This window comes from Acinetobacter sp. Lyrl_1, assembly GCF_051948795.1.
GTDB lineage: Bacteria > Pseudomonadota > Gammaproteobacteria > Pseudomonadales > Moraxellaceae > Acinetobacter > Acinetobacter towneri.
On the sequence record NZ_JAYJLK010000024.1, the window covers coordinates 21,799 to 40,485 of the forward strand.

General features: G+C 42.7%; 14 protein-coding genes. 7 read left to right on the forward strand and 7 right to left on the reverse strand.

Annotation, left to right across the window (positions count from 1 at the left end; translation table 11 throughout):
- Positions 1-156: 156 nt before the first annotated feature.
- From ppx to VF675_RS08845, 5 genes are read left to right on the forward strand one after another with little or no spacing between them, the layout of a single operon-like run.
- The gene (gene ppx, locus VF675_RS08825) at positions 157-1,677 is read left to right on the forward strand and encodes an exopolyphosphatase (protein WP_004975167.1); all 1,521 of its coding nucleotides are present in this window, start codon (positions 157-159) and stop codon (positions 1,675-1,677) included.
- A gap of 32 nt (positions 1,678-1,709) precedes the next feature.
- Positions 1,710-2,531 (forward strand): acetyl-CoA carboxylase carboxyltransferase subunit alpha, encoded by an 822-nt coding sequence (locus tag VF675_RS08830; RefSeq protein ID WP_004975170.1) that lies wholly within the window; start codon positions 1,710-1,712, stop codon positions 2,529-2,531.
- Entirely contained in the window at positions 2,468-3,814 is a 1,347-nt protein-coding gene (gene tilS / locus VF675_RS08835; RefSeq protein WP_104852453.1) for a tRNA lysidine(34) synthetase TilS, read from the forward strand. Before VF675_RS08830 ends, tilS begins: the two co-directional genes overlap by 64 nt.
- A gap of 30 nt (positions 3,815-3,844) precedes the next feature.
- A complete protein-coding gene (gene proC / locus VF675_RS08840) occupies positions 3,845-4,672 on the forward strand; it encodes a pyrroline-5-carboxylate reductase (protein WP_096902428.1) in 828 nt (275 codons plus the stop codon).
- A gap of 42 nt (positions 4,673-4,714) precedes the next feature.
- On the forward strand, positions 4,715-5,284 hold the full coding sequence (locus tag VF675_RS08845; protein WP_004975174.1) for a YggT family protein: 570 nt from the start codon (positions 4,715-4,717) through the stop codon (positions 5,282-5,284).
- Positions 5,285-5,446: 162 nt separating this feature from the next.
- Here the strand turns inward: VF675_RS08845 and polA are convergent, their stop codons facing one another.
- Complete coding sequence (gene polA, locus VF675_RS08850) at positions 5,447-8,206, reverse strand: DNA polymerase I (RefSeq protein ID WP_004975176.1); 2,760 nt, start codon at positions 8,204-8,206, stop codon at positions 5,447-5,449.
- A 182-nt stretch (positions 8,207-8,388) separates the two neighbouring features.
- On the opposite strand from polA, the gene VF675_RS08855 reads away from it, so the two are divergent.
- Positions 8,389-11,400, forward strand: a complete 3,012-nt coding sequence (locus VF675_RS08855) for a DUF2339 domain-containing protein (protein ID WP_440205106.1) — start codon at positions 8,389-8,391, stop codon at positions 11,398-11,400.
- 48 nt (positions 11,401-11,448) lie between these two features.
- On the opposite strand, the gene VF675_RS08860 is transcribed toward VF675_RS08855, so the two are convergent.
- A complete protein-coding gene (locus VF675_RS08860; RefSeq protein WP_096902425.1) occupies positions 11,449-12,372 on the reverse strand; it encodes a mechanosensitive ion channel family protein in 924 nt (307 codons plus the stop codon).
- 9 nt (positions 12,373-12,381) lie between these two features.
- Positions 12,382-13,203, reverse strand: a complete 822-nt coding sequence (locus VF675_RS08865; protein ID WP_004975182.1) for a hypothetical protein — start codon at positions 13,201-13,203, stop codon at positions 12,382-12,384.
- A gap of 102 nt (positions 13,204-13,305) precedes the next feature.
- On the opposite strand from VF675_RS08865, the gene gspE reads away from it, so the two are divergent.
- Positions 13,306-14,793, forward strand: a complete 1,488-nt coding sequence (gspE, locus tag VF675_RS08870; RefSeq protein WP_004975184.1) for a type II secretion system ATPase GspE — start codon at positions 13,306-13,308, stop codon at positions 14,791-14,793.
- Between the two features lie 80 nt (positions 14,794-14,873).
- Here the strand turns inward: gspE and VF675_RS08875 are convergent, their stop codons facing one another.
- The 4 genes from VF675_RS08875 to VF675_RS08890 all read right to left on the reverse strand — a co-directional run bounded on the left by VF675_RS08875 (position 14,874) and on the right by VF675_RS08890 (position 18,354).
- Positions 14,874-15,698 (reverse strand): carbon-nitrogen hydrolase family protein, encoded by an 825-nt coding sequence (locus tag VF675_RS08875; RefSeq protein WP_004975186.1) that lies wholly within the window; start codon positions 15,696-15,698, stop codon positions 14,874-14,876.
- A gap of 21 nt (positions 15,699-15,719) precedes the next feature.
- On the reverse strand, positions 15,720-16,247 hold the full coding sequence (gene gigB / locus VF675_RS08880; RefSeq protein ID WP_004975187.1) for an anti-anti-sigma factor GigB: 528 nt from the start codon (positions 16,245-16,247) through the stop codon (positions 15,720-15,722).
- Between the two features lie 113 nt (positions 16,248-16,360).
- On the reverse strand, positions 16,361-17,329 hold the full coding sequence (gene gigA / locus VF675_RS08885) for an RsbU family protein phosphatase GigA (protein WP_096902424.1): 969 nt from the start codon (positions 17,327-17,329) through the stop codon (positions 16,361-16,363).
- Positions 17,330-17,430: 101 nt separating this feature from the next.
- Entirely contained in the window at positions 17,431-18,354 is a 924-nt protein-coding gene (locus tag VF675_RS08890) for an MlaA family lipoprotein (RefSeq protein ID WP_004975192.1), read from the reverse strand.
- Between the last annotated feature and the right edge of the window lie 333 nt (positions 18,355-18,687).

Below are 18,687 nucleotides of genomic sequence, written 5' to 3' on the forward strand. Positions count from 1 at the left end.
CGTGACGATAACGCTAAACGAAAATGCGAATTCTGTAACACAATTGTCATATATGCGGAAAATTTAAATAGTCGTCAAATTGTGCTGATAAATGGCTTTTAAATTAGGTGTATGTGAATTACTCTAGGCACAATTCTATCTAGGTTTGTTTGAAGAATGTCTGATTTTTTAATTGATGAAGAGTTACTCGCAGCCATCGATATGGGGTCGAATAGTTTTCACTTGGCAATTGCACGGGTGGATCATGGTGAAGTAAAAAAAGTGGCATCAATGTCAGAAAAAGTACAGTTGGCCGCAGGTTTAGATGAAAATAAGAATTTGACCGAAGCTGCTCAACAACGTGGTTTGGCATGTTTGGCGCGTTTTGTGGGACGTTTAACTGCGGTGCAGTCAAATCGTTTGCGTATTGTGGCAACCAACGCATTGCGTCAGGCCAAAAATGGACATGAATTTATTCAAAAAGCCGCAGAAATTTTGCCTAAACCTATTGAAATTATTGCAGGGCGTGAAGAAGCCCGTTTAATTTATTTAGGCGTATCGCACACGATGGCAAATAGTGGTCGTCGTTTGGTAATTGACATTGGCGGTGGTTCGACAGAGTTGATTATTGGCGAAGAATTTGAGCCAATTCATACCGAATCTTTACAAATGGGCTGTGTGGCCTATACCAAAGCCTATTTTGCCGATGGTGAAATTAGCAAGAGCAGTTTTGAAAAAGCAGTGGTTGCAGCGCGTAAAGAACTGTATTCGATTGCCAATACTTATAAAGAAGCAGGTTGGGATACCGTTGCAGGTTCGAGCGGTACCATTAAAGCCTGTCGTCAAATTACGGTAAATATGGGCTGGAGCAATGAGCAGGAAAATCTGACTCGTGAAGGTTTAGAAAAACTCAAAGACCGTTTGCTCAAGTTTAAACACGTATCAGAAATGGAATTTGATGGTCTAAAAGAAGACCGTCGAGCAGTTTTGCCAGCAGGTTTGGCAATTTTATATGCGGTATTTGATGTATTAGATATCGATAAACTGGTGTATTCCGATGGGGCTTTGCGTGAAGGCGTAATGTATGACTTGTTGGGACGTTTCCAGCATGAAGACATTCGTGATCGCAGTGTACAGGCCTTGATGGGGCGTTATAACTCAGACCCGAAACAGGCTGGACGTGTGGTGAAAACTGCGCAACATTTATTTGACAGCGTGGCAGAATCATTAAAATTAAATAACGAAGATAGTGACTTATTGCGTCGTGCTGCGTACCTACATGAAATTGGTTTAGCCATCAGTCACAGCAGTTATCATCGTCACGGTGCATATTTATTGCAACATTCGGACATTCCCGGTTTCTCACAAATTGACCAAAACTATCTCTCGCATTTGGTCGGCAACCATCGTCGAAAGTTGCGCCAAGACGCGAAAACAGAAGCACTGAAAGCGGGTGGCAATAAAATTGTTTACTTAAGTTTGTTGCTTCGCCTTGCAGTTTTGGTCAACGCAAGTCGTAGCGATGCGATGCTTCCTGCCATTGAATTAAGCATCCGCAATGCGCAACAATGGCAGCTCAGCGTGTCGGGTGATGCCAAACAATGGCCATTGCTTGTCGCTGAATTGCACGATGAACAAGTGCAATTCAAGAATTGGGACATTGAATTGAATATTCAGTCGGAACAATTTGTCGATTAAGATTTGGTTAATTTAGGGATAACAGTCGACTTATGAAAAAAGCTGCTCAATCTAAAGCATGGAAAACCGTGCAAATTGCACGTCATCCTGAACGTCCGCAATTTCTAGACTATGTGGGTGAAATTTTCACTGAATTTGATGCCTTACATGGCGATCGTTTATTTGGTGATGATGGTGCAATGATCGGTGGATTGGCACGCTTTGATGGTCAGCCTGTCATGGTGATAGGTCAACATCGTGGTCGCAGTACCCGCGAAAAATTACAACACAACTTCGGGATGTGTAATCCAGAAGGCTACCGTAAGGCACAGCGTCTTATGGATATGGCAGAGCGTTTTAATCTGCCAGTTTTCACTTTTGTTGATACCATGGGTGCATACCCAGGTGTAGGTGCAGAGGAACGTGGTCAGGCAGAAGCGATTGCGACCAGCTTAGCGCAATTGTCGAACTTAAAAGTACCTGTAATTGCTACAGTATTGGGCGAAGGTGGTTCAGGCGGTGCGTTGGGTATTGGCGTGGCTGACCGTGTGGTAATGTTGTCACACAGTATTTACTCTGTTATTTCACCAGAAGGTTGTGCGTCTATTCTGTGGAAAACTGCAGAAAAAGCCGAACAAGCCAGTGAAGCATTGGCATTGACTGCAGAAAAACTGCAAAAGATTGGTATTGTAGAATACGTGGTTGATGAAGGTGAGGGTGCGCATTTAAACCCTGAACAAGTCATGCACAGTCTGAAAAATGTGTTAAAAGAAGCTTTGGATGAATTGCAAGCGATGGATGCAACACAACGATGCGAAGAACGTTACCAGCGTTTAATGAAGTTTGGCAGCGACAATTTAGGTCTAGCGTCTTAAGCCAATTACAGGCTTTTTCTGCACAGACAAAATTTTTAATCGGATGTAGTGGCGGCATGGATTCCATGCTGCTACTGCATCTTTTGTCGTTTTTGTGCCCTGAAAAAGTACGCGCGATTTATATTGATCACCAATTGCAAAGTCCAAGCGCAGCGTGGGGCACATTGGTGCAAGCCACCTGCCAAAATTTAAATGTGCCGTGTGTGCTGCAAAAAGTCAGTGTGTCTGAGGGTAATTTAGAAAATCAGGCACGTCAGGCGCGTTATCAGGCCTATATGCAGCACTTAGATAGCAACGAAGTTCTAGTATTGGCGCATCATCAGCAAGATCAGGCAGAAACCGTATTGCTGCGTTTGTTTTCAGGCGCAGGTGTGCAAGGACTTGCTGCCATGCAAGCTGTCGATGTGCGTGATGACATCAGTATTTGGCGTCCGTTATTGGATATTTCGCGTGAGCAGATTTGCCAATGGAGTGCTGAATTAAAGCTCGATTATGTGCAAGACCCAAGCAATCAGGATGTGCATTATGACCGAGCTTGGGCAAGAGAAATATTGTGGCCTGTCGTGCAACAGCGTTTTCCTAAAATGCAGCAAGCTGTGACGCGTACTGCAAACTTGATGCAAGATACTGAAAACATTTTGGCAGAAGTTTTGGCGCAGGATTTAGCTGCATGTGGCACAGACTCGCAGTTGAATTTAATTCAGTTACAACAATTGTCTTTGTCACGGCAACGTCAGCTATTATCGGCATGGATGAAAGGACAGGCACAATATCGCCCAAGTTTTGATATGGTCGAACGCTTGCAACGTGAGGTGATTCAAGCCAAAGCCGATGCACAAGCGGCATTACATTGTCAGGATTATTATTATCTGCGTTATCAGCAACAATTATTTCGTTTGCCGAAAGCGGAGTATTTAGCTGCAGAACATTTTGAGGCAGAAGAACAAGTGTTATGTTTGCAGGCAGATCAGACTTTTCAAGTGTGGTCTGGCTGTTATCAACTGCAACAAGCCAAAGTCGGTTTATCTGCAACTTTGCTGAATCGTCCGTTAACTTTACGGCCACGTTTGGGTGGTGAAAAAATTCATTTGTATGGTCGGGTGGGCACATGGCCACTGAAAAAAGCCATTCAGGAAGCACAAATTTTTCCGTGGACGCGTCATACAATTCAAATATTAAGCCTAGATAATGTTATGCTAGGCGTTTTTAGCCCCAAAGGCTTTTGGCTTGCACAGTCGGACTATTGTGTCGCAGATGGATGGCAACCGAATTTAGTCTCTTAACGACAAAGAACTCAACGAAGAGCGTGAATCATGAGTGCAGTATTGAATTGTAATATTAGTTTCATTGGCGGTGGCAACATGGCGCAAGCCTTGATTGGTGGTTTGATTGCCAGAGGTTTGCCGCCAACCCGTATTACAGTTTCAGACCCTGTAGAACAAGTGCGTGAATTATTAAAAGAAAAAGATGTGCATGTCACTGAGGATAATTTGGCCGCGATTGCAGATGCAGATATTGTGGTATTTGCAGTCAAACCACAGGTTTTGGCACAAGTATTGCGTCCATTGCACGGTCAGTTTGAAGATAAGCTGGTGATTTCGATTGTTGCGGGCGCAGAAATTGCCACGATTTCTGAGTTATTACGTACAGAACGTGTAGTGCGGGTAATGCCAAATACGCCTGCTTTGGTGCAAACAGGTGCACATGGTTTGTATGCAACCGAACAGGTCAATAGCACTGACCGTGAATTGGCAAGTCAGGTTTTGGCAGCGACAGGTTTAACTATTTGGGTAAACTCTGAGGCGCAAATTGATGCTGTGACTGCAGTATCTGGTTCAGGGCCAGCATATTTCTTCTATTTGATGGAAAGTATGATTCGTGCAGGCAAGAACTTAGGTTTAGATGAAAAAGTGGCGACAGCACTGACGTTACAAACTGCTTTGGGTGCAGCACAAATGGCAATTACCAGCTCGAATACACCTGCAGAATTACGCAAAAATGTAACTTCACCAAATGGCACGACCCAAGCGGCAATTGAAGTGTTTGATCATGCGCAAATTTCACAAAATATTCAGGCGGCATTGGCTGCTGCTAAAACGCGTAGTCAAGAATTAGCGCAAGAGTTGAGTGATAGTATTTAATTATTGAAAAACAATGAATTTAAATTTTAGGAAAGTTTAAGTATGGGTGCAAATTCTGCGCTAATTTTTGGCATTATCATTAACGTAGCGATTTTGCTCGTATTCTTCCGTTTCTTAATGCAATTGGCAGCGGTGAGTCCTTATAACCCTGTGGTGCTTTCAACCATTAAAGCCACCAAAATTGTAGATGTATTTGGACGTATTTTTCCAACGGTTGGCAAAGGTCGAGTTAACTCTGCAGCCTTGGCTTTGTTGGTGGTGTTGTATCTACTCAAAATTTTTGGTGTTATGTATCTCAATGGTGCGATGCCGAATAGTCCAATTCACTTACTGATTCTGACTTTTGTGACCATGATTCAGGATTTAATCCGTTTCTGTCGTTATTTGATTTTTGCCACCATTATTTTGAGTTGGGTGGTGATGTTTACTCAATCTCGTGGCCCGTATATTGAGGTGATTCAAGAGTTGGCAGAGCCGTTATTAGCACCATTTCGTCGTTTATTGCCGAACATGGGCATGATTGATTTGTCGCCAATTATTGCATTTTTGGCTTTATATATCGCTGAAATTATTATGAATCAGGTAGCGATTGTATTGCTGACTGGCTTATAAGTCGCATTATCCTAAAACATTAAAAAGGACTCAAATCGAGTCCTTTTTTTGTAGTTTAAGTTTGGGCTGACGACCTTAATGAGTCTTCAGAAATACAAATAACCTGCATCCTGACCTCCTTCTAGGCGAAGGAAGGTGCTGAAAAAAGAGAGCGCAACGACTTTAGTGCGCTTCATCCCAGTTATTGCCTTTTCCGACTTCCACCACCAATGGTACAGAAATTTCCACCACAGATTGCATGACTTCTGCCAACTTCGGCGCGAGTTCATCTGCCGCATCTGCATCGACTTCAAATACCAATTCATCGTGTACTTGCAGCAACATTTTGGCTTGCGCTTGCGGTAACATTTTGTCGACTTCAATCATCGCCATTTTAATAATATCAGCTGCAGAGCCTTGTAATGGCGCGTTAATTGCCGCACGTTCTGCCGCTTTACGTACCATCATATTACGTGCAGCAATATCTGGCGTATAGAGGCGACGACCTAAAATAGTTTCTACAAAACCTTGTTCTAGCGCGACTTGGCGGGTACGTTGCATATATTCATAAATGCCCGGATAACGCTGGAAGTATTGCTTGATGTAGTTTTGTGATTCTTCACGGGTAAACCCAAGCTGACGAATTAAGCCAAATTCCGACATGCCGTAGAGCAGACCGAAGTTTACAGCTTTGGCCTGACGACGCTGATCTGAGGTTACGTCTTCTAAGGCAATACCCAAGACTTCTGCCGCAGTACGGCGGTGCACGTCTTGTCCATGGTTAAAGGCATCGAGTAGGGCATCATCTTGTGAAAAATGTGCCATTAAACGCAATTCGATTTGCGAGTAGTCGGCTGCCAACAACACGCGACCTTCAGGTGCGACAAAGGCTTTACGAATTTGACGACCAATTTCAGTACGAATTGGAATGTTTTGTAAGTTTGGATCAGTAGAAGATAAACGCCCTGTTGCAGTCAAAGCTTGGTGATAACTGGTATGCACTCGATGCGTATCGTTGTTGGCTTGCTTCAGTAAGCCATCGGTATAGGTGCTTTTGAGTTTAGATAAACCACGGTAGTCTAAAATTAAACTACTGATCGGATGCTCAATTTTTTCCAAAACACTTTCACTGGTACTGTATTGACCTGTTGCGGTTTTCTTGCCGCCTTTGAGTCCGAGTTTATCAAACAGGATTTCGCCCACTTGTTTCGGTGAGCTGACATTAAAGTTTTCACCTGCCAATTCTACAATTTGGTTTTCCAAATCTTGCATGGTTTGGGAAAAATCGACACCCAATTGATCTAAAAATTTCAGATCAAGCTGAATGCCATTTTCTTCCATACTGGTCAGCACACGCGCCACAGGCATTTCGATGTTGTGCAAAATATTGACCAATTCAGGATGCTTTTGTAGCTTCGCAGACAGCACTTCATATAAACGATACGTAACATGCGCATCTTCTGCAGCGTAGTGCGCAGCCGTTTCAATTTCAATTTGATTGAAAGTTTTTTGCTTGACGCCTTTGCCTGCAATTTGCTCATAAGATGTGGTCAGGTGGCTTAAATATAAGCGTGCCACATCATCCATGCCGTGACGGGTTGCGACAGAGTTAAGCACATAAGATGCCAACATGGTATCGAAATACCAACCTTGTAAATGAATACCGTGATTTTCAAGCACATGCGCATCATATTTTAAATGATGCCCAATTTTATCCACCGCATTATTTTCTAAAATAGGTTTGATTTGTGCCAAAACCTGATCACGGTTGAGCTGCTGTGGTGCGCCCTCATAATCATGCGCCAAAGGTACGTAATAGGCATCTTTGGCATCGAACGCGATAGAAAAACCAACAATTTCTGCAACGCGATAATCCAGACTGGTGGTTTCTGTATCAAAGGCAAAACGCTGTGCAGTTTGCAAGCGTTGCAGCAAAGCATCCCAATGCGCCTGATCTAAAATGGTGTGGTATGTTGCTGCACCGAGTTGATCATCAACACTGCTTTGCGTGGCTTGATCTTCAGTTTCAATTTCATTGGCTGTCGGTGCGGCGACTGTTTTTGCAGCTTGTTTATAATTGCTGTTATTTGGATTATTTGGATGATCGAGCGATTGTAATTGATTACGGAATTCTAGCTCGGTATATAAATTGCGTAAGGCTTCAACATTAGGGTCTTGTAGTTTTAGATCGGCATAACCAAAGTTCAGATCAAGGTCACAAACAATGCTGGCGAGTTGATGATCTAGCGCGATGCCATCGGCATTGTCTTTAATATTTTGTCCGACTTTGCCTTTAATATGATCGACATTTTCTAAAATCGCACCAATCGAGCCATATTCGGTCAGTAGTTTTGCAGCAGTTTTGGCGCCAATGCCGGGCACGCCCATAATACCATCGGAAGCATCACCCATGAGGGTCAGATAATCAATAATTTGATGCGGCCATACGCCAAACTTGTCAAATACAGCCTGAATATCCATTGGCTTTTCTTTGAAGCTGTCTTCAAGGGTAACTTTTTCAGTCACCAACTGCGCCATGTCTTTATCGCCCGTAGAAATCAGTACTTGCTGTCCTTCGGCTTCGGCACGTTTGGCTAAAGTTCCAATAATATCATCGGCTTCTGCGCCTGGTAGCATGTAAAGTGGAATACCCAAAGCACGAATTAAAGCATGTAAGTATGGAATTTGCTGAGAAAGTTCCTCAGGCATACTTGGGCGGTCACCTTTATAAATTGGCGATAGTTCGTGACGGAAAGTCGGCTCAGGCGTATCAAAAATTACCGCCATGTGAGTAGGCTGAGTACGACGCATCAACTTTTGAATCGCAGAGATCGCGCCACGAATAGCATTGGTATGTAAACCAGTTGACGTGGTTAATGGTGGTAGTGCGTGAAAGGCACGAAATAGAAAATATGAGCCATCGACCAAGACAAATGGTGGCATGGATTGATTCCTTCTGCAAATAAGCAGTTTATTGTACGTGATTTTTGCAGTTGTCGCAGAAACTGATTTTTAAGGCAAGTGTTGCAGACGCACAGTTACCGAATTGCTGATGAATCCTGATTCAGAATCGTGCTGTCTGTTGTATGATCGGAGCCATGACAATATCAATAAAATGAAGAGCAATGCAGACAGGGCAGAATGAAATTCGAATCATTTGGTTCATGCTATTAATCATAATTTCAATTGGCGCATGGTGGCTCGGTGTGCCGATGCTGAGTTATATCTGTGCAGTTGCTGCGGTGGTCAGCGTGATGTTTTTTGTGGGACGAGTGCAGAACTCACTGGAACAGGTTGTGGATGCACAGTCACAAGTACAACGCCAAAGCTCTAAAACTCCTTTATATATCGCCGCTTTTATTGCTTTTTTAGGAATATTGCTGGATTGGTATTTACTGACATCTATTGCTTTAAGTGCATGGATTTTTATGTTGTTGCGATGGTTGCAGCGTTTGGAGCAAGGACTGTATCAATTACAGCAATTACAAAGTGCCGCTAAGCTTCAGGCGCATGCTCAAAAGAGCTATCCTCAAAAGACCAATGCACAAGAGAAAAAGGTTCAAACGCAATTCGCAGAGCATATTTTAGCCAATACATCTGAAGTTGATGCAAGTCTTTCATCAGTTAAGGCAAATGTGGATGATGGTGTTATATCAACCGCTTCTCAACCTGAAACCATCGCTATTCAATCTGATTCCACATTATCGAGCGAGCCGAATTCTGTTCGGGAACAAGCAGCTCAAGTTTCTTATCCATATCAAGACCAAGAGTATCTACATCAAGAATATTCAGCTCCAGATTTAGCCAAATCCTCAAGGTCTGTTGCACCTTTTGCAACTCAGTCGCGCTCATCAAGTAACAGTTTATTGCAACAAGCTCAATCATGGCTGATACATGGTAATCCTGTATTAAAAGCAGCAATTGTAGTGTTACTCATAGGCGTGGTGTTACTGCTACGTTTTGCTACTGAACATTGGCAATTTAGTTTGGCAGTGAAACTTTTGTTCGTTGCTGGCGTGAGTGCAGCAGTGACAGTATTCGGTTATCTGTTACGCAACAAAAATCGCAGCTTTGCTTTGGGTGTGCAAGGTTTGGGGTTGGCTGGGCTGTGTCTGACCTTATTTTTTGCCTATTACAATTTGGTCATTCCAAATTTAGCTATCGCCAGTCTGTGTTTTATTGTGGTGATGTTGCTCACGCTCTGGCTGAGTTTAAAACAACAATCAGTCGAACTTGCCCTCATGGCAATGCTGATTGCGTATTTCGCACCGTTTACTTTACCTGTTCGTAATGCAACAGCCATTGAATTTATTGCCTATTATTTGCTGATTAATATTTCGGTTGCCATTTTAAGTAGTTTACGTCCGTGGAAATATTTAAATCAAATTGCGTTTTTAATGACGGTTGTGGTGGGTGGCAGCTATGCCTTTTATCATGGTTATATCTTTGAACGGCAGGTGCTAACGCTTTTAGTTTTGGCGCATGCGGCTATTTTTATTTGGTTGGGTTTTCGCTTTAGTCAGCTTTTGGCACAGGAAGATGTCGCCACGTTTCAGCTGAAACCTATTTTAGACCTTGCCTTGATTTTTGGCGCACCCATTGTCGGTTATGCCTGTTTATATCTGATGTATTTTGAAGAAACAGCAGAGCAGGCAGCCTTTAGTTTGTTATTTGCGGTGGTTTTTGCAGGTTTGTATTGGCTGACCAAACAGCATCGGCAGACACAATTTATTGCACAAAGTTATTTCAGTTTGATGCTGATTTTTAGTGTGTTGATTCCACCTATTTTACTGCCTGAACAATGGAGTGTCATTGGTTGGGCATTACAAGGCGTGGCTGTGTTTATTTTTGCCTTTATTCAATATTCTAAAATTAGCCGTTATTTGGCACTAGGTTTGTTTGCCGTAGCGGGCTTATCTGGGCTGTATTATTTAGTAGAGTTGCCTTATTTCGAGCGCAGTATTTATTGGGTACTGAGCCTAAGTTATGCCACGGTTGTGGTGTTTTCCAACAGCCGTGCAGCTTTCAGACAACAACTGAGCACAGCAACCACGAGCGTACTGTGTTTAATGATGTTGTCTGCAACCAGTTTATGGCTATGGTTAGGTTTAGATTACTTTGATGGAGAACTTGCAACCGTACAGACGCTTTTGGCGGTGGTGGTCATTTATTTACTTATCAACGAAGTACTACTTTCTCGTCAAGCGACATGGTCATGGCTATTGCCCAAATGGTTAGGTCTAACGCCAGTTTCGCTCACTGCAGCAGGTTTATTATTCAGCCGTAGCTATGATGGAGCGGTGCATTGGGTTTCGGGTACTGAACGTCTGCTATTTGCCTTGTTTGCAGGCGTGCTCAGTGTGTTGTGGTTGTGTCCTTTATGGACTGTCCGCAGCGACAAAGAATGGCTGAGTTTAGGACTGTTACCCATTTTGGCGATGGCGAGTTTAACGCTGTTACCACAGCATCCGTATAGCAGCGTGGTGATTTTACCATTGCTCTTTGCGGCGTGGTGTTGGTGGCAACAACCGGATTCAGATTGGCGCAAATTTTGGTATGCGCGTAGCAATTTAATCTTCATGTTGATGTGGATGCTATGTTCACAACTGTTGACTGAACACGCATTTTACGGCTATGTACTGCCTATTTTGAATCCATTTGATTTGGTCAGTATAGCCATGTTGGTGGCTATTTTGTGGATGTTGAATCTGCAACGCAAAACCCATTTAGACCAAGGCCTGGCAGCGGTAATTATGGTCTTGAGTTTACTGTGGCTAAGTAGTTATGTGCTATTACGTGCCTTACATCTGTATTTGGGAACGCCAATCAACCAAATTGCTGTTTGGCAAGATGCCACTGTGCAGCTCAGTTTGACCTTGCTTTGGGTGAGTTTGGCTTGTATCGCCATGTGGATTGCCAGTCTGAAACAATTACGTGCCTTGTGGATTTTAGGCAGCAGTATTTTGGTGATTGTGACCTTAAAATTGGTGCTTTTAGATTTATCTAATATTGGGACTTTAATGCGCGTGCTGTCATTCTTTGCTGCAGGTTTAGGTATGCTACTGATTGCATATATCGCCCCAATTCCTGAGCCAGATCTCGCAAAAAACAACACTTCGCCGTCTTCCAAAGCTTGAGCAGATCCTCAAGTTTAGTTAGAGGCAAAGTGTCGAAGACTGAAACGATTACTTTAAGTCAGGTTCTCGTTTCAGTGCTTGGGCATTGGCATATTGATCAAGTTCTTCATTATTTAAAGGGCGCGATAAAGGATGATCAACAAAACCCATTTTGGGTACAGGAATTTCGATTTGGTTGTCTAGGAAACCATTACGGATACGTTCCTGCATTTCATCACGTACCTTTAAAAAGTTTTCTTGCTGACACCACACCGCAAACAACAATTCAATTGAAGATTCACGGAAAGCTGTAACTGTCACCGCGGGTTTAGGGTCAGACAGCACGAGCGGATATTGATTGGCGACACTGAGCAACACTTCACGCACTTTAATAATATCTTCGTGAAAATTAATCGCGAGGGTAATGGGCACACGTCGGATTGGAAACTTGGACAAGTTATGCACGGGTGCACGAATCAATTGTTCATTGGGTAAACGCACATAAATATTGTCTTGGGTCAGCAATTTAACTGAAAGTAAGTCAATTGAGATCACTTCACCTTCAATGGTGTGTCCGCGAATCAGGGTGATTTGAATGGTATCGCCCACTTCAAAAGAACCTTCGCCAATCAGGAACATACCACTAATTAAATTGGATGCCGAGGTTTGTGAGGCAAAACCCAAAGCCACGGTTAAAATACCCGCTGCACCTAAAAACACGCTGAGTTTAAAGCCTGCTTCTTTCAGGCTCGCCATCACAAACAGCAGGAAAATAAAGTAAAAAATCCCGCGTCGCCAAACTAAGCGTTGATGCGCATTAAAACGTGCGCCAATAGTGCGTACAAAAGTATTGGAAACAAAACGTGCAATTAAGAAACCAATCAAAGACAATACAATTGCGACCAAAATTTCGGTCAGACGATCTGTATTGATACTGGTAAAAATTCCTTTGAGGCTGTTGGTGATTTCTTTGGAAATATTGGAATCTGCCATAACATCCTCTTAGAAAAATGAATCAAACATATTAAATAAAGCACCTGCAGTTTCACGCGGTGGTTGCAAATAGGTCACTTCACCTGCATGTGGCGGGGTGCGATTTTCAATCCGAATTCGTGGCGGGCGGTCTAAACCTTCATGCATCACTTTAATTTGTGAAGTCCATAAACGACCTGTACTTTCGCTGAAAAATAAAGGCAGCGCAGGCACAGGCACATTCATTCGGTCAAAACGCAATTGTTGATTGCTGGTGTTGTGAAATTCAATCGGCGTGACGGCACGAAATGCACGTGGTTTTAATTGATGTAATTCGGTACGGCCATCGACTGCTGTGGCATAGCAAATTTCACCTGTACGATGATTGGGGCCAAACCAAGTATCTTTCGGGCGAATAATCGGCAAATCAAAAATGGGTTCACGTTGACCATCGACAAAGGCAGACATCCACAACGGTGTGCTGATATACAAGGTGCCGCGTTGCCCCGCAGGAATATAAATTGGATCGACAGGTTTAATCACCACTGAACGGTCTGCCAAACGAGGCATGAGCTGTAATTTACTTTGTGTAGATTTGAACATATAGCGTTCAATTTTCACAGGTTGTGGAAAGGCAAATTCAGGATCATCAATGTTATGCCATTGCTGTTCATAATCGTATTGAACCTGCGGGCGATAATATTCCAAACGCCATTCTTGCATACCACGGGTCAAACGTACTAAGAGTGAGCCAAATTGCCACGTTTTAGGACGATTGAGCTCAAACTCATAGTCACCCCACCATTTTAATTTAGCCGAATCAGTTTCTGAAATCTCATGATTTTGTGACAATGGCCTATCCCTTTCTTGATAAATCAGCGAAAACAGACTTCACGCTGTCATACGCTTAGAGTACACTCAAATTAAATTTTTTCATCATTATTATAATCGCTGATGCAAGTACTGAAACAATTACAAATACCGTATAGCTTTGCCAAACGCCATGGGGTGTTAATTCGTTATGAGGGCGATCATGCCTTTATTGTACGTCGTGAAAATACGCCGATGCTTGCCATTCAGGAGGCGCGTCGTTTTTTGGGGCATCCTGCACAGCATCAACTTTGTAGCGATCAGGAATTTCACCAATTATTAAGCAGCAGTTTTGCAGGTGATACAGGCGAGTCGCAGCAAGTCGCTGCGGGATTGGAAGATCACCCTGACTTGCTTAGTTTGGCAGATTCAGTTCCTGAAGCAGAAGACCTGATGGATCAGGAAGATGATGCACCGATTGTACGTTTAATCAATGCTTTACTGTCTGAAGCGATTCGGGTTGGCGCATCGGATATTCATATCGAATCTTTTGAGAAAAAACTGTCAGTCCGTTTGCGGGTCGATGGTCAGTTGCGTGAAATCGTGCAACCGCGCCGTGAACTTGCGCCTTTATTGGTGTCACGTATTAAAGTCATGGCAAAACTGGATATTGCCGAAAAACGTATCCCTCAAGATGGTCGTATTTCGCTCAGACTAGCAGGTCGTGAGGTCGATGTACGTGTGTCAACGCTGCCATCTTCGCATGGTGAGCGGGTGGTAATGCGTTTGCTGGATAAGCAAGCAGGTCGTTTAAACATGACGCACTTGGGGCTGATGCAAAATGATTATGAGCGCTTAAAGCAACTGGTACATCGACCACACGGGATTATTTTGGTTACAGGGCCGACAGGTTCGGGTAAAACTACGACCTTATATGCAGCTTTGTCAGACCTGAATGACGGTTCTAAAAATATTTTGACTGCAGAAGACCCGATTGAATATCAACTTGAAGGGATTGGGCAAACACAGGTCAATACCAAAGTGGATATGACCTTCGCTCGTGCTTTAAAAGCCATGCTGCGCCAAGACCCAGATGTGGTGATGGTGGGGGAGATTCGTGACTTAGAAACCGCCGAAATTGCAGTGCAGGCTTCCTTAACTGGTCACTTGGTACTGTCTACCCTACATACCAATACGGCCATTGGTGCAGTCACCCGTTTAAAAGATATGGGCATCGAGCCGTTCTTGCTGTCAAGTTCATTAATTGGGGTGATCGCGCAGCGTTTAGTGCGCACCTTATGTTCGCACTGCGCCACATGGCATGCTGCAGATGACTTTGAACAAGAACTCTTTAAAAGTGTGACCGATGCAAGCGATTTAAAACTTCCGCAACCGAAAGGCTGTGAACATTGCTCACATACAGGTTTTACTGGGCGGACTGCAATTTATGAAATTGTCCCTGTGGATGAAGCAATGCGCCGTTTGATTCATGGCAATGCCGCGGAATATGAACTGGAAGATTATGCACGACAGCAATCAGGTTCGATTCGTGAAGATGGATTGCGTAAGGTATTGGCAGGTAAAACCACTTTGGAAGAAGTGCTGCGCGTGACCAATGAAGCGGCTGAATAGCTAAAAAGTAAGGTTAAGATAAGAAATACAAAGAGTTGATCACTATATTGTTGATCAACCCTTTTTATTGAAATTCAATTTTAAAATTGCAATAAACGACGATGCTGCATTAACGGCATCGACTCTCGAATTTTGCTTTGTTCATCTAAATCAAAGGGCACTGTAATCAGTTGCGTACCTTCGTCTTGCACCATTGACAATAACTGTCCGCGTGAATTGGCAGCGCCTGAATGTCCCCAAGTCTGACGTTTTTCACCATGCCAACCTTGTTGGGCTGCACCTAAAACCTGACATTGACTGTCCATGCCACGCGCCTGCAAGAGCAATTGCCAATGCATTTGACCTGTGGTGTAAGTAAAAGCCGATGGCGCAGTTAAAATATTGGCGCCTTGCGCACGTAAAGTTAAGGCCAATTCAGGAAAGCGCAAGTCATAACACACCATTAAGCCAATGTTGCCAAACGGTGTTTTCGCCACAACGACTTCAGAGCCGGGTTCAAAAAACTTAGATTCCTGATAACCACCAACAGAGTCACCAACTTGCACATCAAACAAATGAATTTTGTCATAACGTGCTTCAGTTTTTTCTGGGCTAATACATAAACTGACCGTACGCACACGACCATCTGCAATTGTTGAACCATCAGGGCGATATGGGCAGGGCAATGTACCCGCCACAATCCAGATTTGATATTGATGTGCAAGCTGTTCCAAACGCTGTTGAATACTTTCAAACTGTGCCGCGGTTTCGCATTGTTTGCCTGCTGCAAAGCAAACAAAGTTTTCTGGAAAAACGATCAGTTCTGCACCATCGGCTTTACTTTGTTGAATCAATGTTTCAATGATTTTGAAGTTTTCCTCAATATCATTTTGTGAGTTCATTTGAGCAACAGAAAGTAAAGTCATCAAAGCATTCCTGAGTGAAGATCAAGCGTTCTGCTGATTTTGCTCAGCACATTGATCGAGATTATCTTGTTCTTTTTGTAGCTGTTTCACCAAAGGTTCGAACATATTTTGGTTGTTTTCATTCAGCTTCATGAGGGTTTTATGGGCATCTAATACCGTAGTGAGCATATTGCTATGCGTGACGTGTTCTTCTACCAGCTCACGCGTGCAGACAGTTGGGTCACCACAGTAATTTAAAATCACAAACACCTGTCCTAAGCCCATGCTATTGGCGAGCGTAGTAATGTCTGGATTAGTAGATAGCATAACTGCTTGAATGTTATGGATTTGTTTCAGTTTTAAGCCTAGCTTAGCCAATACACCTAAAACTGTACTGTCAATAAATGTAGTTTGGGTTAAATCTACAATTGCACCCACCACATTAGATTGCTGTTCAATTTTACTGAGTAGTTTGTCTAGACTAATACAAGATTGGGCACGCACTTCGCCAAAAAGCTTAAAGATATGCGTTCCATTCAAACTTGCATATTCAACATGACCTGTTGACATATAAATGCCATTTGCAGAGAAGGATTAGATAATTATCCCATAGCGACTATATAGACTCAAGTGGCTTACAGTCGTATATCTTGGGTTGAGAAGTTAACTGGCTGATTTATTGGTTATTTTGTTCGACACAAACTCAAGATCGCAATATCATCTGCTACATGATCGGGGGCTTGGAATGATTGATTTTGCAAGTGAAAGACCAATTGTTCAAACTGTTCATTCAAACCACCACTATAAGGTTCTAACGCACCATCGGAGCAGATAATAAACCGCGCCTGTTTATTTAATACGCACTCAAATTCCTCAACTTCTAAATCTTCAGTCAGTCCCAAAGGAAAACTACTGGTATTTAAAATTTTAGGTGCTTGATTGGGTTCGATAATAATGGCAGGTGGATAATGCCCCGCACTCGACCAACGCAGTTCGTGGGTTTCAATATTTAAAATCCCACTAATCATGGTGATATGCTTTTCAATATTTTCTTGAACCAACATGCCATTCAGCTTCTTAATCAGTTCGCGTGGTGTTTTGGAGCGACCATGAAATGCAGCCATCCAAGACGTTAGTAAACTACTAGTTACACCATGCCCAGAGACATCGGCTAAATAGAACATGATTTCTTTATCACTGATTTTCCAGTAATCAAACCAATCGCCCGACAAATAAGCCGAAGGCTTAAATAACGTATCTACACGGTAGTTGCACAGTTCGATAGGATTGGGCAGTAATTTTTTTTGTAGTTCAGCAGCTGAAGGTAAGTCGCGGCTGTCTTGATTGCGTTTATATTGTGCGTCTATTTTGCGTAAGGCTTGTGGTGGATTTTCTGGTAAACGACTCCACAACCAACCTGCTAAAGCGCCTTGTTCCCATGCTTGCACCAATGCTGTGCCTTCATCTTCAAAGGCCAATACAATCGTGGGTAAATTCCATTGATGGGTTAAATAATCTTGCACATCGGCAATTGCAATAATGGTTGGGTCATACAAGCTGATGTCATCTATGTGAATCATTTGCACACTAGGAAGTGTGTCGAGCACCTGTTCTAGATATGGAATATCACGTGTGGGTTGAATGAAATACATAGAGTTTTGTGTTGACCCTGAACCTAAACAAAGCGTTACTATAACAATGCCTGAATACTCAAGGAAAGTAAAAACTCACCTTGAGTAAAATGTTTTACAAATTATTCTTTGCTTTCTTCAGGCGGGTTTATTTCTTCTTGATCATCAAAAAGTTCTTCGCTTTCATCATCTACAAAAGAAATACTATCTGCATCGAGTCCTTTCTTTTCCGCAATTTCAAAGTTTTTACGTTGCAAGTAAATATCCCGAATCGCGGCATATTTATCGCCCTGTAATACTTGTTCTACATCTAGGAGTTGCGAGCGCGTATCTAGGCCGCGCATAACTTGCTCCGACCAATATAAACGGTCATTGCCATCTAAAATGTATTTTTGTGGACGTGCCTGACCATCTACAAGTGTGCCGAAACCATCACGGAAAGTACTTGGGCCGTAAATTGGTAGCATGACATAAGGCCCTGAAGGGACACCGTAGTAGCCCAAGGTTGTACCAAAATTTTCTTCTTCCGTGTCTAAACCTAAACGACGTGCAGGGTCAGCCATGCCTAAAGTAGTAATCGTATTTAAACTAAAACGACCTAAAGTTTTTGCGGCACGTAAAGGGCGGCCTTGAATCAATTGGTTAACCGCATTCCAAGGTTCGCCCAAGTTTTTTCGGAATTGACGATATGACCCGCGCACTTCACCAGGGACTTTCTTTGTATATTGAACCGCAAGTGGACGCGCGATATTACGATCTAACATATCGTTGAATGCATAAATCTGACGGTTCAAAGGTTGCAGTGGGTCTTTGACTTCATCGGGTTGTGCAGCATTTGCATTCACTTTTAAATCTTTGGCTTTTACATTTTTTAATTCTTTAAGCGCATCCAAACGACTACTTTTAGTTTCAGAAGATGAATTTGCTGCAATAACTTCAGCAGTTTCTTCTTGAGCAGCTGCTTCAGTAGAAGGCGTTGTCGCATGTGTTGAGGTGATGAATCCTAAAGAAACAAGGCACACCCAAAGATATTTTTGTTGATACATAAAGAATCCTAGCGCTTAAATCTGAGTAAGCAAAAGCTGTTATATCGCCGATGGGTATATAGTAACAGTTAATTGAAACGATGTATTAAAGCAAATTTGCTCAAAATGTGTGTAGAAAAAGCAAAAATGAACAAAAAATAAACACCTGATATATTTCTTTTGCAAAAAGTCTTGCAAGGCAAAATATTTCACCTATAATGCACATCCATCGGCGGTGATGTTGATAAAAACTTGTTGAAAAACAATAGCTTGGTTGATTGATTTAAGATTAATTGAGTTTGTTTTGAGTAGATGGGTTTGAAAATAAAATCAACATTGCATGTTGACTTTCTA